Source organism: Cytobacillus oceanisediminis (assembly GCF_004366035.1).
Lineage (GTDB): Bacteria > Bacillota > Bacilli > Bacillales > Cytobacillaceae > Cytobacillus > Cytobacillus oceanisediminis_C.
Window position 1 is genome coordinate 1 of sequence record NZ_SOEE01000061.1, and the last position, 1045, is coordinate 1045.

The window sequence follows — 1045 nt, forward strand, 5'->3', positions numbered from 1 at the left end:
GCTTCTTCCATGGGATTAACCGGAGCCGAGCTCCAAGGAGATATAAACGGTGATGGGGAATTGCTTGCTCGTTTTGAAGCGATACGTGCACATGGCGCTGTGGCTATGGGCCTTGCAGAAAGCGTTGAGTACGCTATGAATAAGCGTCAGCACACTCCGAAAATCGCATTTTTTGGGGAAGCAACAAGCTACACGTCGTCCGACGGAAAAGAGATACGAGTGGAAGACATTCATATTTTGGCGCGTATTCTTTCCATGGGTAAGCTACATCATGCCATGACCGGGACAGGTGCAGTAGCGATTGCTGCCGCTGCTGCGATACCGGGAACGATAGTAAGTAAGATATTGGGGGATAGGATGTCTGAGATTCGATTCGGGCACCCTTCAGGCACTTTAAAAGTAGGTGCTGAGGCTATACAGGAGGAAACGACTTGGGTTGTTAAAAAGGTAGTCATGAGCCGAAGCGCCCGAAGACTTATGGAGGGATTTGTTCTGATCCCTGCTAACCGTTAATCAGTATAATGAAGATAATGAAAGAAACGGGGTTAATTGTATTAGATTAACCCTTTTTTATAATTTTACAGATTTGTAATTCCAAATTTCTATATCCCGAAATAACAAATATAAGTCAAATCTCGTAGAAAACCTCCATAAAACGGAGAAATTGGGTCGTAATCCACGGTTAAGTTAACATATGGGGGACCAATGGAAAATCCCTATCCGGAGCCTTGCTCTTTTTCAATATATACAGTTTTTAGCTGACCAAGGTATACCGAAAAAAGCTATTGATGTAATGACAAATAAGAATCCTGCAGTATTGTTGGGATTAGAAAGCTGAGGTATATGATGAATCTAACCAAAAATTTATTAAATACATCTACACTTAAAATAAATGGGGAAGAAGTCCATTATTACTCTCTAAATACACTGGAAAAAATGGGAATTACGGATGTCTCAAGATTGCCGTACTCCATGAAGATATTGTTAGAAGGGGTTATGCGGAATTTAGATGATCATATTATCACCGAGGATCATGTAAAGCTAA

General features: G+C 41.1%; 2 protein-coding genes. Both read left to right on the plus strand.

From position 1 onward, the window contains the following. Positions 1 to 513 (plus strand): PrpF domain-containing protein (locus DFO72_RS29180; protein ID WP_279587096.1); only part of this gene is annotated, 513 nt, incomplete at its 5' end. Positions 514 to 843: 330 nt separating this feature from the next. Next, positions 844 to 1045: hypothetical protein (locus tag DFO72_RS29800; protein ID WP_208326905.1), on the plus strand; the 202-nt coding region annotated here is incomplete at its 3' end.